The sequence below is a fragment of the Streptomyces sp. NPDC021356 genome (assembly GCF_040641015.1).
Lineage (GTDB): Bacteria > Actinomycetota > Actinomycetes > Streptomycetales > Streptomycetaceae > Streptomyces.
This window is the reverse complement of the sequence record NZ_JBFACU010000020.1, coordinates 68,710-82,437: the sequence shown is the minus strand read 5'-3', so window position 1 is coordinate 82,437 and position 13,728 is coordinate 68,710. Positions and strand designations below refer to the sequence as shown.

General features: G+C 69.8%; 12 protein-coding genes. 7 read left to right on the top strand and 5 right to left on the bottom strand.

The features are described 5' to 3' along the window. The first annotated feature begins 45 nt into the window (after positions 1-45). On the top strand, positions 46-1,167 hold the full coding sequence (locus AB0G56_RS25960; RefSeq protein ID WP_360973249.1) for an aminotransferase class V-fold PLP-dependent enzyme: 1,122 nt from the start codon (positions 46-48) through the stop codon (positions 1,165-1,167). 426 nt (positions 1,168-1,593) lie between these two features. Here AB0G56_RS25960 and AB0G56_RS25955 read toward each other — a convergent pair whose 3' ends face one another. From AB0G56_RS25955 to AB0G56_RS25945, 3 genes are all read right to left on the bottom strand, one after another. After that, on the bottom strand, positions 1,594-2,079 hold the full coding sequence (locus AB0G56_RS25955; protein WP_360973247.1) for a hypothetical protein: 486 nt from the start codon (positions 2,077-2,079) through the stop codon (positions 1,594-1,596). Positions 2,080-3,434: 1,355 nt separating this feature from the next. Next, entirely contained in the window at positions 3,435-4,247 is an 813-nt protein-coding gene (locus tag AB0G56_RS25950; protein WP_360973245.1) for an alpha/beta hydrolase, read from the bottom strand. A gap of 112 nt (positions 4,248-4,359) precedes the next feature. Continuing rightward, positions 4,360-5,025, bottom strand: coding sequence for a DUF4097 family beta strand repeat-containing protein (locus AB0G56_RS25945; protein ID WP_360973243.1), 666 nt, complete (start codon positions 5,023-5,025; stop codon positions 4,360-4,362). 232 nt (positions 5,026-5,257) lie between these two features. Between AB0G56_RS25945 and AB0G56_RS25940 the strand changes: the two genes are divergently transcribed. After that, positions 5,258-6,022 carry a helix-turn-helix domain-containing protein gene (locus tag AB0G56_RS25940; protein WP_360973241.1) on the top strand — a complete coding sequence of 255 codons (765 nt, stop codon included), beginning with the start codon at positions 5,258-5,260 and terminating at the stop codon, positions 6,020-6,022. A gap of 460 nt (positions 6,023-6,482) precedes the next feature. Here the strand turns inward: AB0G56_RS25940 and AB0G56_RS25935 are convergent, their stop codons facing one another. Next, complete coding sequence (locus tag AB0G56_RS25935; protein WP_360973239.1) at positions 6,483-7,184, bottom strand: SDR family NAD(P)-dependent oxidoreductase; 702 nt, start codon at positions 7,182-7,184, stop codon at positions 6,483-6,485. Between the two features lie 140 nt (positions 7,185-7,324). Here AB0G56_RS25935 and AB0G56_RS25930 point away from each other — a divergent pair, with 140 nt between their 5' ends. From AB0G56_RS25930 to AB0G56_RS25910, 5 genes are all read left to right on the top strand, one after another. Beyond that, positions 7,325-7,786 (top strand): MarR family transcriptional regulator, encoded by a 462-nt coding sequence (locus AB0G56_RS25930; RefSeq protein ID WP_360973237.1) that lies wholly within the window; start codon positions 7,325-7,327, stop codon positions 7,784-7,786. Between the two features lie 239 nt (positions 7,787-8,025). Then, a complete protein-coding gene (locus AB0G56_RS25925; protein WP_360973235.1) occupies positions 8,026-8,892 on the top strand; it encodes a helix-turn-helix transcriptional regulator in 867 nt (288 codons plus the stop codon). Continuing rightward, a complete protein-coding gene (locus AB0G56_RS25920; protein WP_360973233.1) occupies positions 8,889-9,788 on the top strand; it encodes an aldo/keto reductase in 900 nt (299 codons plus the stop codon). Before AB0G56_RS25925 ends, AB0G56_RS25920 begins: the two co-directional genes overlap by 4 nt. An 89-nt stretch (positions 9,789-9,877) precedes the next feature. After that, positions 9,878-10,675, top strand: coding sequence for an alpha/beta hydrolase (locus AB0G56_RS25915; protein ID WP_360973231.1), 798 nt, complete (start codon positions 9,878-9,880; stop codon positions 10,673-10,675). Positions 10,676-11,068: 393 nt separating this feature from the next. Beyond that, the gene (locus AB0G56_RS25910) at positions 11,069-12,286 is read left to right on the top strand and encodes an MFS transporter (protein ID WP_360973229.1); all 1,218 of its coding nucleotides are present in this window, start codon (positions 11,069-11,071) and stop codon (positions 12,284-12,286) included. Between the two features lie 327 nt (positions 12,287-12,613). Here AB0G56_RS25910 and AB0G56_RS25905 read toward each other — a convergent pair whose 3' ends face one another. Next, a complete protein-coding gene (locus AB0G56_RS25905; protein WP_360973227.1) occupies positions 12,614-13,612 on the bottom strand; it encodes an NADP-dependent oxidoreductase in 999 nt (332 codons plus the stop codon). Between the last annotated feature and the right edge of the window lie 116 nt (positions 13,613-13,728).

The window sequence follows — 13,728 nt, the reverse complement described above, 5'->3', positions numbered from 1 at the left end:
CGACGCGGCCACCGCCGCGGCCCCGATGACGCGGCGGGTGCTCGCATGACGGCAGAACTCGACGACTACCTCGCCTCCTTCGCCGAGCCGGCCGGATACCTCAACTTCGGCAGCTACGGACCACCGTCGCGCGCGGTCGTGGAGACGATCGGCCGGCTCACGGCCGAGGCGAGCGCCGGTGTTCCCTCGGCGGGACTGCACGCGGAGGACGAGAACGCCCTCGCGGCAGTCTCCCGCCTCACCGGGTTCGACCGCGGCGCGGTGGTGCTGACGCCCAGCACCTCGTTCGGCCTTCTCCAGATCGCCTTCGGGCTGCCGCGGGGCGCGGTGCTCGTCAGCGCTGCGGAGTTCCCCTCGAACCTGTACGCGTGGTGGCGGGCGCAGGAGGCGGGGCTCATCACCGTGCGTCCTCTGCGGGCCGTACCCGGGGACGAACTCGCGCCGGTGACGCCCGAACGTGTGGCAGCCTCGCTCACGCCGGACACCGTCGCGGTGGCGGTCAGCGCGGTGGACTTCCGAACCGGGGTTCGCGCCGACCTGCCCGGCATCCGCTCCGCGATCGGCGACCGCCTCCTCGTGGTGGACGGCATCCAGGGATTCGGTGTCGTCGACGCCGACTGGACCCTGGCCGACGCGCTCGTCGTCGGCGGCCAGAAGTGGCTCAGAGCGGGGTGGGGCACGGGCTTCGTGGCGCTGTCCCCCCGGGGCCTCGCGCGCCTCCGGCCGACTCTCGGTGGCTGGACCGGTGTCGAAAGACCCTCGCGCTACGACGGCGTACCCCACGAGCCGCTCCCCGGTGCACAGCGATTCTCGACGACCAACGGATCACCGTTCGCATCCGGGGCACTCGCGACGGCCCTCGCCCAGCTGGAATCGGTCGGGGTCGCCACCGTCCAGCACCGCATCGAGGACACGGCGACCGCCTTCATCGACCGGCTCCTCGCCGCAGGCATGCCGGTGCTGTCGCCCGTCTCACCGCACGAACGCGCGGGTCTCGTCGTGGTGGGCATTCCGCACGGCGACGCCCCGGCCGTCCACGAACGGCTCGACGCGGCGGGGGTGACCGCGACCGTGCACGGGGACGACCGCATACGTTTCAGCATTCACGCCACCACCACCCCGACCGCACTCGACGCGGTCCTGGCCGTTCTGGGAAAGTCGCCATGATCGTGTCAAGCCGTCTTCGTGACCGGCGGGGCGGCGGTGAACCGCCTTTCGCCACGCAGCATCACCCCCGGCACGTCGACCCGGCGGCGGGCGAGCGCGAGCAGTGCCCGGTGTGCTCGCTGATGAGGCGAGCACACCGACAGCCCTGCGCGCACCGACGACCGACGCCACCCCCGGCTCGGGCCCCGCAGCCCATCTCCTACGAACAAGCACGCCGAACGACACCAATCACGCTGTCCGAAGCCGCAGAACCCCCGTTCAGGATCTGGTGTCAGGACCCAAGCGGAGAGCTGCCCCTCTCGGCCTGTCGAATGGCTGCCTGGGCCGGTCCAACAGCAGTCCGGAACAAGGGCCGGGGCAGCTTCGTACGGGGCGTCAGCGGAACGGGCTGTTGCCCACGCACTTGGCGTGGGCAACACTCGCGTGTCAGGTGTAGATCCGGGGAGACTGCACGTTGCCGTAGTAGCCGTAGTGGCCGTTGACCGTGGCCCAGTATCCGGATTGCACTACGTAGGTGCCGCCTGCCGGGGCGGACCAGGCGCGGTCCGTACCGTTCCACTCGTTCTGCGACGGTCCGCCCTGCCCCGGCCCGACCCAGCCCCCACAGACGAAGTCGTGAATCTGGGTCAACGAGCCGTCGCGGTTGACGCGCATGAGCTGTGCGCAGGGATCGACCTGGTCCGGATCACCAGGGTTCCACTGATGTTCGACGGTGGTGACATCCGGGTAGATGCGTGTGCTGTTCCAGCTGTTGCTGCTGTCCGCTGCGTAGGCGCAGGAGTCCATTTCGACATCGCCCGGCTCCATCACATAGGCGCGGCAGCCGCCACCCCAGACCTCGGCGGATGCGGTGGTGGTCCCGAGTGTGACACCGGCGAACGCGAGGCTCGCGACGATGCCGAACTTGGCCATGTGGCTGATTCTCAAGGCTTTGGCCCCTCCCCCTCGGGCCGTGCGGGTGCACGGTCCCTGGCGGGAGCGTTTCACGGTTCGCGGGGCATGACCAGGGCGCATCGCCCGGGAATTGAGGACCTCCATGGTTGATGGAAGGCCTGGCGAGCACCAGTAGATCCAGCGGACCGGGGAGTGGCACACCTGCGCCAGCAGGCGATGTACGCGAGAACGGAAGTCACCCGCTCTCGGCCCCGGAGTCCTCTGTGTGATCCCAGTCGCAAAGTAGCTGCTGCAGCTCGGAAGTTGAGCTGTCCGGAGGCTTCGGGCGCGGCGCGATGGGCCTCGGCCTGGGTGCGGAGACTGCTCGTTCCCCTGAACGCGCGGGGCCGGCCGCACACCGCAGCACCGATGTCGGACCTGCTGGGTACGGTGGCACCGGACGATCAGGCGTACAGGCGGCAGAGGGGCGGGGCCACGACACGCACGGTCATCACGGACAAGGTGTTTCCGCACGAGAAGCTGATCGGCTCACCGCACTCGCTGGGTGGCGCCGATCTCGTCCGTTGCACCTTCCAGGGCGGAACGCTGTCCCAGTACGAGGCCCCGGAGTCGGGGCTGAGAGTGCACGATCTCTCCCTGCGGGACTGCCGGGCCGGCGGCGTACTGCACGGCGTGCAGTTCAGCGACGTCTCGGTGCACAACCTCGCCTCCGGCGCCCGGATTTCGCCGTTCGCCTGCGTCTTCCGGCACGTCACGCTCTTCGGGCGCATCCCGCAACTGGTGGTGCGGCCCGCCCACTCCACCCTCCCGGCGGAGGTCCAGGAAGCCTTCCGGGACGCCGCGGAGCGCTTCTACGCCGCGGTCGACTGGGCGCTGGACATCACCGCCGCGAAGTTCTCCGACGCCGAGTTCTCCGGCATCCCCGGTCACCTCGTCCGCCGCGACCCGGAGACCCAGTTCCTCCTCCACCGAGACCGGGCCGAGGCGGCGGACTCTCAGGCCTTCTCCCCCCGGGCGCGCTCCTACCTCGCCAAGGCCCGCACGTGCCCCTACCCGCCGACGGTGGTCGTGGCTCCGACCCGCTCGAAGTACTTCAAGGACATGCTCAAGGGCCTGGAGAGCCTGCGGGCCGCCGGAATCGCCGAACAGCGGCCGTGCAGAGCCCGAGCGCCACCAGAGGGGCTGTTACGTCACCCGGTCCGCCTCCGCGAACCGCGGAGCGCCCCGCAGCGAGGGGGTACGACCTGGAGGAGCGGCGGGCTACGGCCACACGCGGCCCGCGGCGTGCGGATGCGCGAGACGTTCCTGCTTCGCGCGCGACGGAATCCGAAGGCTTCGCGCGCCGACGCGGTGGACTCCCGCGAGTCGTGTCTTCAGCGTCGGCTGCGGTCGAGGCCGACCTCCAAGACGGCCTCAGCAACAGCACGGAAGTCCTTCCTGAGGATCGCGCCGTGGTTGCTGGGCACCTTGGTGCTGTGGATGTGCGCGTTGCGGGAGGTCACCGCGGCGAGGCTGGTGCGGATCCGCTCCTGCTCGTCGCCGCGGCTGCCGAAGGACGTTCCCGACGCGACGACGTAGCGCACCGGGACGGTGATGCCGTCGAGCACGGGACCGAGTTCGCGCTCGCGGGAGAGCCTGCCGAGTTCGATGTTGCTGTCGGCCTGCTCGGCGGGCGTCATCCGCGGGGTGAGCCCTGTCGGGCGCAGCAGCGGGGTGAACCAGCCCATCCGCTTGAACAGCTTGCGGATGCGCTGCTCCATCGCGTCGTCGAGCCAGTCGTAGGGGTACGCGCCGTCGACCAGGACCGCGCCCAGGGCGCGGTCAGGGTTGCGGTGGGCCCAGTGCGCGGCGACCAGTGCTCCGTAGGACCAGCCCACCACCACGGCCCGTTCCACGCCCCGGGCGGCGAGGACGGCGTCGACGTCGCGGACGGCGGCCTCGAAGGAGTAGTCCGCGGAGCGGCCCGACTTCTTGCCGCGCGCTCGTTCGTCGAAGGTGATGTGGCGCCACTCGCCGCCCAGTTCGGCGAGGACCCGCCGCCAGTACCCCTGGGTGGCGAACTGGCCGTTGAGGTAGATGACCGGGACGCGGGGGCCGCCGGTGTCGGTGACGGCCAGGGCCGTGTCGTCGACCGGCACCATGCCGGTCCACTGCGCGATGGACGAGGACGCGCTGCTGTTCGTCATGGGCTTCCCCCTGGTCGCGTGAGGCGTTGTACGTCTGGTTTCGGACGGCCGGCCGGGGTGGTCGGCGACGGGCCGCCATGGGCCCGGCCGGATGTCCCGTGCTGCTGCTGTTTCAGAGGCTGCGGGCGGTGATGTCGCCGCGGGAGGTGGTGGCGCGGATGTCGAGCTCGGTGGTGCCGTCGTTCTTGAGTGCATTGCTGATACGGCCGTAGGAGGTGCTGCCGTCCAGGGCGGACGAGACGCCGGCGGCGGCGCCGACCGAGATGCTTCCGTCCTGGGTGCGCAGCTCGACCTTGCCGCCCATGGCCTCGCTGATACGGATGTCCCCCCGTGCGGTGCTGATCTGCGCGGGGCCGCCCAGCCGTCCGACCTCGACGTCGCCGTCGACCGCGGTGAGGCGCATGCTCGCGGCCTCGTCGATCTTGATCTGCCGGTACGCCCCCTCGAAGACGACGTCGCCCAGACGGCCGACGCCGCGCAGCTCGCAGGAGGCGGTCTTGGCCTCGATGGTCGAGCCGGCGGGCAGTTGGACGGTGACCTCGATGGATCCGGAGGGGCCGAAGTACTGGTTCTTGGGCTCGGCGGTGCGGATCTGCAGGACGCCGTCGGCGAATTCGACCGTGGTCTGCTCGGCGGTCGTCAGGTCACGGCCCTTGGCGGGGTCAGCCGGCCGGACCTCGACGGTGGTGTCGGCGCGGTCGGCGGCGATGACCTGGATCCGTCCGGCGGGGACGTCCAGGACGGCGGCGATCGGGGCGGGGGTGTCGAACTTCTGCATCGTTCTGTCCTTCGGCTCGTCGTTTCTGACAATGGAAACACTACGTTGCGTTCACGACTCCAGCAATAAGCGTGTTGCATGGAGCTGTCATATATGCAGGTCAGTGCATGGATTTCATTGCAACGGTTTTGGCGATTAATGCAACGCCGCCCTACGGACGTTGCAATGGTCTAATGGTGAACGCTAAGCTGAGCCCCGCCACGAGCCGTCAGGAAGCACGAAGGAGACCGCGATGCCGGGAGGCAGGCTCACTCAGTCCGAACGTCAGCAGATCGCGCTGGGCCTGGCCGACGGCCTCGCCTACGCGGAAATCGCCAGACGCCTGGAACGGCCCACCTCGACGATCACGCGTGAGGTCATGCGCAACGGCGGCCCCACCGCCTACCGCGCCGACCTGGCCCACCGCGCCACCGAACGTCGCGCCCACCGCCGCCGGCAGGCCGTGCCCCGCGATGCGTCGAGGCCCCCGCAGCCCCACGGGCGCGACCCCGAGGCGGTGCGTGAGTACGAGGAGACGCTCACCACCGTCTTCATCGCCTCCGGAACGCCCAAGATGATGGCCCGCGTCATGGCCTGCCTGTGCATCAGCGACACCGGCAGCCTCACCGCCGCCGAACTCGTCCAGCGTCTCCAGGTCAGCCCGGCCTCCATCTCCAAGGCGGTCGCGTTCCTGGAGAGCCAGGACCTCGTCCGCCGGGAGCGCGACGAGCGCCGACGCGAGCGGTACGCCATCGACGACGACGTCTGGTACCAGTCGATGATGGCCAGCGTCCGCTCCACCGCCCAGGTCGCCGAGACCGCACGCCAGGGCGTCGGCATCCTCGTGCCCGGCACCCCGTCCGCCGTCCGCATGGAGAACATCGCCCGCTTCCTCGACTACGTCTCCGAAAGCCTCGCCCGCGCCGCGGACCAGGCCCGCGAGGTCCTCCACACCAAACCCGAAACGACCTCGAACGCCGCCCAGCCAACTCCAGACCGCCGGGGTCAAGTGGGTTGATCGTGTCCGCCGCTGCTCACGCGCCGCCGCCGTGAATCCAGGACTTGCGGGGCGGCACGCGGCACGTTCAACCCGTAACGGGGTCCCGTCCGCAGACGGTGACGGCCGTCCCCTCTTCGTGGAGTGAGGCCGACGCGCGGGCCGGCAGTCGACCGACCGTCAGAATCGTCCTGGACGAGGCCTGCATCGAGGACCCGGACGTCTTCGAGGAGACCGCGGACGCCTCCAGCCGCGCCCCGGCCGAAGCTCGCCAGGCCAAGCTCGATCTGTGGATCCAGGTCCCGGTAGGGGCGTCGTGGAGCCCGTCGGAGGTGATCTGCGAGTGGATGAAGTGCTTACGTCCCGGGACTCGGACGGCAGGCGCTCCGGTGCCTTTTGACGCGGGCGCTGTTCCAGTGTTCTCCGACAGCGATGATCTTCGCGTTGATGACCTCCAGGTCGAGCGGGGACGGCGCGAGTGCTACCAGCGGACGGTCTGGCCCTGGCGGTCCAGGTAGTGCAGTCCGCCCTTGCCGGCCTGGGCCTCGATCGTGTCGACGACACCGGGGATGCTTTCGTCGATCGTCAGGCGGGCGTTGGGGCCACCCAGGTCGGTCTTCACCCAGCCCGGGGCCATGAGCAGGAGCGTGCGCGGGTCGTCGGCGTGCCGGGCGGCGAAGCTGCGCATCAACTGGTTCAGCGCGGACTTGCTTGCCCGGTAGACCTCGAAGCCGCCGTTCGTGTTGTCGGCGACACTGCCCTGCCCCGAGGACATCACCCCGATGGTTCCGGTCGCCGGGACCAGGTCCTGCAGCGTCTCGACGGCGCGCATGGGGCTCAGGGCGTTGGTGACCATGACGCGGGTGAAGTCGTCGGTGGACACGTCGGCGAGGGTCGCCGAGGGGTCGGTGGTGTAGTTCGTTCCGGCGTTGACGAACAGCAGGTCGAGCGTCGTACCGGCCAGGCGCTCGCGCAACGCTGTGACCTGCTCGGGCACCGTGATGTCGACGTTCTCCACCGCGAGGCGGCCCTTTGCCGACCCGGCCAGGGTGTGCAGCTCGGACTGCTGCCGCTCCGTCGCGGTGACCTGCCAGTCCCGACTCAGGAGCTCGGCGGTCAGCGCGTGGCCCAGCCCTCGGGACGCGCCCACGATCAAAGCGGTCTTGCCGTCAGTTGCTGTCATCACTGTTCCCTGCTCCAAGGGCGTCGGGCCCCGAACGTCGATCCCGAAGCTATGTGATCCGGACCGGATCCACGCTACGAGGCGCGGAATTTACTTGTCAACTGACAGCTATCTTTCGACAGGGAAGTTAGGGTGGAGCGGTGGAAGACAACCAGACCTCGCGGCTTTTCGAGCTGGCCGACCTGATCCTGGCGGTGGGCCGGCACATCGAGGCGTCCAAAGAGGCCGCGGCCGAGTCCGGGACGCCCCTGGAAGGAGCGGTGATGCGTTTCATCGACCGCCATCCGGGCACGACGGCCGGCGCGGCGGCCGAGGCCACTCAGCTGATCTCCAGCAACTTCAGCAGGGCGGTGCGCGGGCTGGAGAGGAAGGGCCTGGTGCGGCGCGACGTCGACCAGCGCGACGCCCGCAGGGTGCGCCTCTATCCCACCCCGAAGGCACAGGAGAACCTGCGGCGACTGCGTGACGCCTGGACCCGCCTGCTCGATGGCACGGTCACCGATTCCCACGAGATCGACGCCGTGATCTCAACCCTTCAGCACATCGAGACCCGGCTCGTCGCTCAGTCCCCCAGCGGCTCCCGAGACGGGGGAGCCCAGTAGGCGGAACGGTCGGGGGAACCGCAGCGAGATCGATCTCACCGGCACTTGCCGGCTGCTCCGCTCCCTGAGGTCGGAGGCACGGCGGGCGGGCGGCTTCCACGCTGGGTGCCGGGGTGCCGGGGTGCCGGGGTGCCGGGGTGCCGGGGTGCCGGGATGTCTGGGATACCGCATAGCCGCAGTCCCGGGTGGGTGCACCGCACCCACGCCCCGGCCCATGGGCTGGATCTAGCGTGGTGGACATGGAAAGCAACAACGAGCTCGGTGACTACCTGCGTGCTCGTCGCGCGATGATCACACCGCGGGACGTCGGTCTGCTCGACGGCGGGGACCGGCGGGTGCCGGGGCTGCGGCGGGACGAGGTGGCGCTGCTGGCCGGGGTGAGCACGGACTACTACATCCGCCTGGAGCAGGGTCGTGAGCGGAACCCGTCCGAGCAGGTGCTCCGGGCGATCGCTGCGGCGCTGCGGCTGGACGGTGCCGCAGCCGGTCACCTGTTCCGGCTCGGCCTGCCCGTCTTCGCCACGGCGGCCGCAGCGCCGACCGTCGCCCCGGAGCTGGTGCGGCTGATGGACGGCATGCGCGACGTGCCGGCCTTCGTGGTCGGCGCGGCGCAGGACGTGCTGGCGGCCAATGCGATGGCGCGCGAGCTGTACCGCGGGTTCGCCCGGTACGACAACCTGCTGCGGATGATCTTCCTCGATCCGTTCGCGCGGGAGTTCTACGTCGACTGGGACAAGGCGGCGCACACCGCGGTGGGCAACCTGCGGGCGTCCTCCTCGCAGTTCCCCGAGGACGAGCGGATCGAGCGGATCGTCGGCGAACTCAGCGTGCGCAGCCCCGCCTTCACCGGCCTGTGGGCACGTTACGAGGTCCGTCCCCGCACGCAGGAGGACAAGCACTTCCGCCACTCCCACGTGGGTGAGGTGCGGCTGCACTTCGAGGCGCTGGCCGTCACCAGCGCCCCGGGGCAGCACCTGTCCGTCTACAGCGCGGAACCTGGCAGCGCCAGTGCCGATGCCCTGGTCCTGCTCCGCCGACTGGCCGAGCAGGGCTCGGCTCCCACTGTCCAGGACACCCCCGCAGAGGAAGAAGACGTCCGATCATGACCGCCGCCCTGTCCGACTCCGCCGGCACCTTCGAGATCGCCGGCAAGGAAGTCACCCGTCTCGTCTTCGGCGCCATGCGCCTGACCGGGCTCGGCGTGTGGGGCGAGCCCGACGACCGCGACGAGTGCGTCCGCGTGGTGCGCCGGGCCGTCGAACTCGGCGTGCAGCTGATCGACACCGCGGACTCCTACGGCCCCCACGTCAGCGAGGAGATCATCCGGGAGGCGATCCACCCCTACCCCGATGACGTGCTCATCGCGACGAAGGCCGGGCTGACCCGCAACGGCCCGGACACGATCAGGACCCGCGACGGGCTGGTGCGCCTGGGGCCCAAGGCGTGGCCGCCGGTCGGGCGCCCGGAGTACCTGCGCCAGCAGGCCCTGATGAGCCTTCGCCGGCTCGGCCTGGACCACATCGACCTGTTCCAGCTGCACCGCGTCGACTCCGAGGTCCCGTTGGAGGACCAGGTCGGTGAGCTGAAGAGGCTCCAGGACGAGGGAAAGATCGTCGCGATCGGCCTGTCCCAGGTCACCGTCGACCAGATCGAGCACGCGCGCACGATCGCGGAGATCGCCACCGTCCAGAACCGCTACAACCTGACCGACCGCGGCTCCGCCGACGTCCTGGACCACTGCACCCGGCACGGCATCGGCTTCATCCCCTGGGCGCCGGTAGCCGCAGGCGAGCTCGCCCGCCCCGGCGGACCGGTCGACCGGATCGCGACCGCCCACGGCGCCCGGCCGTCCCAGGTGGCGCTGGCCTGGCTGCTCGCCCGCTCCGAGGTCGTGCTGCCCATCCCCGGCACCTCCAAGGTCGCGCACCTGGAGGAGAACCTGGCCGCGGCGACGCTGCGCCTGACCGACACGGAGCTCGCCGAACTCACCGACGCCGCGTGACCCGCGCCCACCCCGCCGGGCCCACTGCTGCCCTCCACTCCGACTGGCTCTCCCTCCCCACCCACTCACCGAAGAAGGCACCTCAAGCCATGCTGCTTCCCTCCACCGAGGCAGGCCGGGGACGGCCCGTCGTCCTGCTGCACGCCCGGCCCACGGACCGCACCATGTGGGACGCCCACCTCCTGCTGCTCGCCGAGGCGGGCGTGCGGGCCATCGCCTTGGACCTGCCCGGCCACGGCGACGCGACCGTGCCCGGCCGCCGCGAGGTGGCCCCCTGGTCGGACGTGCTAGACACGCTCGACCACCTCGGGGCCGACCGCTTCGTGCTCGCCGGGAACTCACTGGGCGCCCTGGTGGCGCTCCAGGCCGCCGTCACGGCACCCGAGCGGGTGGAGGGCCTGGTGCTGGTCGGGTACCGGCCCCACGACCAGCCCGCCTCCCCGCGTCTGGACGCCGCCTGGGAGGCCGAACGGACGGCGCTGGCCGCCGGCGACCTGGACGCCGCGGTGAAGGCCGGCGTCGAGTCGTGGACCTCGGCCGGGGCGACCGAGGAGGTACGCAACCACGCCGCCCGTATGCTCCGCCGCCGGCTGACCGAACAGCTCACCCACGGCGAACCGCAGCAGGCGGCGGATCCCCTCGGCACGGGCCCGGCGGCGCTGCGCACGCTCAGAGGCGTGCCCGCACTGGTCGGTGTCGGCGAGCACGACATGCCCGACTTCCACGAGGGCGGCGCGGGTCTGGTCCGCGATCTCGATGCGGGTGGGACCGCCGTCATCCCCGGCGCCGGACATCTCGCCCCGCTGGAACAGCCCGCGGCGTTCTGCGCCCTGCTGCTGGACTTCGTCCGCCGCCTCCCGCTGCAGTCGTCGCCCGCACACAGGTAGGACCTGCCTCCGGCCGTCGACGTCACCAGCTGGCTCAGGCCGGAATGCCCACACCTCACCCGAGCTCGTAGACCGTCTCGAAGGGGACGCACCGGCCGCCGTTGGCGACGATGCTGCCTTGCGGCAGGCGGCCCCCTGATGGGCGGCGAGGACGACCGCCCGGTGCCTTCACGTTCGTACACGCCGAGGCCGGCGACATCACCGGTCCAACGGCACCTTGACCAGCCGAAGTCAGTGACTACCCGGCCTTGGGTCAAGGCCCCCTTCGATCTCTGGCAGATCTGCGACATCACCCACAGGACTCAGGGGTGGTGTCGCAGATCTGCCAGCTCTTGGCTTCTTCGGCCTGTTGAACTGATCACGCAACGACGGTCCCTTCACAGGACGGAACTCATGGTTTCGACAACCACCGCAGGCAACGACCTCGGCGGAGCCGGTCTACCGACTCGATCACCCCTGCTCGGCTGGTTGGCCGTCGTCTCGGTGATGCTGGGACTCTTCTTGATCGTCACGACTGAGATCCTGCCGATCGGTCTGCTCACGTCGATCGGAGCCAGTTTCCGCATTTCTGACGGGATGGCGGGGCTGATGATGACCATGCCCGGGTTTCTCGCAGCGATCTCCGCGCCCGTGGTCACGATGGCGACCGCACGGGTCGACCGCCGCCTCATGCTCTGCGTCTTCGTTCTCCTGCTGGCCATGGCCGATTTACTGGCCGCTGCCGCACCCGGCTACTGGCTCGTTCTGGTCTCCCGCGTCATGGTGGGCGTCACCATCGGCGGCTTCTGGTCGATCGGGGCCGGTCTGGCCGAACGCCTGGTGCCCGCTGAATCGGTCGCCCGGGCGACCGCGGTCATCTTCTCCGCGGTTCCCTTGGGCTCCGTGCTCGGTGTACCGGCCGGGACCTTCATCGGTGATGTGGCGGGCTGGCGGATCTCGTTCGTCGTGATGGGCGTGCTGACTGTCGGGGTGCTCATCATGCTCCGCCTGGTCGTGCCGGTACTCCCGCCGGCCGAGGCAATGCGGCTGAGTGTTCTGCGCACCATGTTCCGCAGCGTGAACACCCGCTTCGCGCTCCTGCTGACCTTCCTCATCGTGTTGGCCCACTTCGGGACGTACACCTACGTGACCCCGTTCTTGGAACAGGTCACACACGCGAGCCCGAAGCTGATCACGGTGTTCCTGCTGATCTACGGCGCCGCGGGGATCATCGGTAACTTCCTGGGCGGCGCAATGGTCACCCGTCGGCCGCGTGCCGGCTTCGGCCTGGCAGCCGGCCTGATCGCCGCGGCCACCTTGCTGTTGCCGATCCTGGGTCGCTGGGACATCGGTGCCGTAGCCCTGCTGATCGTCTGGGGTGTCGCCTATGGGGCCGTGCCCGTGTCGTCCCAGACCTGGTTCGCCAAAGCGACGCCGCATGCACCCGAGGCTGCCTCAGTGCTGTTCACCGCCTCCTTTCAGGTGACCTTCTCACTCGGGGCCCTGGGGGGTGGCTTCGTCGTGGACGGCAGTTCCCCGGCCACGGCCATGACGCTTGGCGGGATCATCGCCGCCTGCATGGTCATGGCGGCATGGGCTCACTTCGTACGACGTCTCACCTGGCCTGCATGAGCGACACGGAGTGGGCCGTCGGACGCGACACGATGCCGGTGCCCGGCCGGCTGGAGGGCCGCGGCGGGGATGGTCATGACGCGGAAGACATCCGCCCGCTCCAGCTCAGGGAGGACCATCACACGCGACTCGTCGGCCGTGTACCCGTCGCGGATGAAGACGAGCACCGAGCACCGCCGCGCGTCCGGCGACCGGGGCCGAGCACTCCCTGTCCGGGCGCCGTGAAGGTCCTGGTGGTGTTCTCGGTCAGGACCGCTCCCAGATCGGGCACAAGCAGCTCGCCCAGGGCGGGGGCGGAGTTCGCCACCGTCTGCTGGAGTTACGCGATCACGAGACCACCGTCAGCACGATCTTGCCTTGGATGTGGCCCTGCGCGGCTCGTGTGTGTGCGCTGCCCGCCTCGGGCAGCGGGTAGGTGCTGTCCACCCCGACCTGGAGCTTGCCATTTTCGAACAGGCGTCCGATCTCGGCCAGCTGAGGGCCGTTGGAACGCACCTGGATGTTCGAGACTGTGATGCCCAGACTCGCCGTCTCCTCCGGGTCGTACTCGGCGAAGAACACCGGAAGCATGGTGCCGCCGCGCTTGAGCACGGTCAGGAAGCGTGAGCTGTCCGGGCCGCCGACGGTGTCGATCACCAGGTCGACACCGCTGACCACGTCCGCGGCCTGCGTCCTGGTGTAGTCGATGAACTCATCTGCGCCGAGTTCGCGCAGGAACTGCTCGTGCCGGCCCGAGGCCACCGCGATCACGTGTGCCCCCTTCCATTTCGCCAGCTGCACCGCGAAGTGGCCCACTCCACCGGCGGCTCCGTTGACCAGCACGGTCATCCCTGGCGTGATCGGCACCGGCTGGTGCACCTGGCCGGTGAAAGGAGAGGGCACGTCGTGGCCGAGGTCGACCAGGTACTGCCAGGCCGTGAGCACGGCCATCGGCGCCCCGGCCGCCTGCACGTGGTCGACACCGGCCGGCTTGTGAGCCAGGTCCGCAGCCGGGGCGGCCACGTACTCGGCGTACGTCCGGCCGTCGAATCCGGGGAACCGCAGCATGCCGAAGACCTCGTCACCGACGGCGAACCCCAGCACGTCCGGAGCGACCGCCTGGACCACGCCCGACATGTCCGTTCCGGGGATCAGGGGGAACTCCAGCGCCGGCCTCATTTCGGCCGGCATGACCTTCATCCCCTCACGCAGGTACCAGTCCGGCGGGTTGATGCCCACGGCGTGCACCCGGACGAGCACCTCACCCGGGCCGATCTCGGGAACCGGCACCTCGTCATACCGCAGAACTTCCGGGCCGCCCGCTTCGTGGAACTGGATCGCCTTCATCGCGCCTGTCGCTTTCTCGGGGAAACGTTGCTCCTTGAGTCAAGACCCCGGACGGCATGGTCGTCCAAGACCGGTTCGGCAACCTGAGCATTCCGAAACGGCATGACCCGTACGCT